This window comes from Pseudomonas sp. MF08875 (assembly GCF_059862525.1).
Window position 1 is genome coordinate 1 of the sequence record NZ_JCBCUW010000143.1, and the last position, 664, is coordinate 664.

The following is a 664-nucleotide window of genomic DNA, read 5'->3' on the forward strand; positions in this document are numbered from 1 at the left end:
ACGTCGCCGCCTTCGGTGACGGTGGTTTTATCCACAGTCAGGGTGGCGACCACTTCGGTTTCGGTGTCATTCACGACTACCGAAGCATCACCGCCGATCACCAGGTTTTCGAAGGATTTGCCGTCCACGGTGGCGGTGTCGATGCCCATGGGCACGGTTTCGCCATCTTTGTAGACGTCGTCGCCTTGAGCAGCGCGCTCGTAAGGAACGCTCAGTTCGCCAGCCTTGATAACCACGACTGCGCCGTTCTTGAGGGTCACGGTCAAATCGTGATCCAACTTCTGGCTGACGCTGACGGTGAATTTCTGAGCCTGGTTTTCGAAGACTGGACCATCGCCAGTGATCGAAACAGTCACCTTGTCACCTTCGCCGGTCGGTTGATCGGTAACGGTGGTGGTGTGTTCTTTTGGATCGAGAGTCAGTTTCTCGAAGTCATCGGCGCCATCAACCCCAACCAGTTTGTTCACCAGCGACGGTTGGCCGCCAGTGAACACGTCGTTGGTGGTTTGAACCACGGCAGTACCGGTGGTTTCGCCGGCTTTGACGGAGATTTTGGTGCCGTCGCTGAGGGTGAAAGTCAGCGGACCATGGCTCTCCATCGGCAGGCCGGCTTTGTTGGTCAGCGTGACGGTGTAAGTCACGTCGCCGCCTTCGGTGACGGTGG

1 protein-coding gene is annotated in these 664 nt (G+C 57.7%); it reads right to left on the bottom strand.

The annotated features are described in order from the left end of the window. The coding region (locus AC19YT_RS28360; protein ID WP_500611400.1) for an immunoglobulin-like domain-containing protein at positions 1–641 on the bottom strand (641 nt) is incomplete at its 3' end. Positions 642–664: the final 23 nt, after the last annotated feature.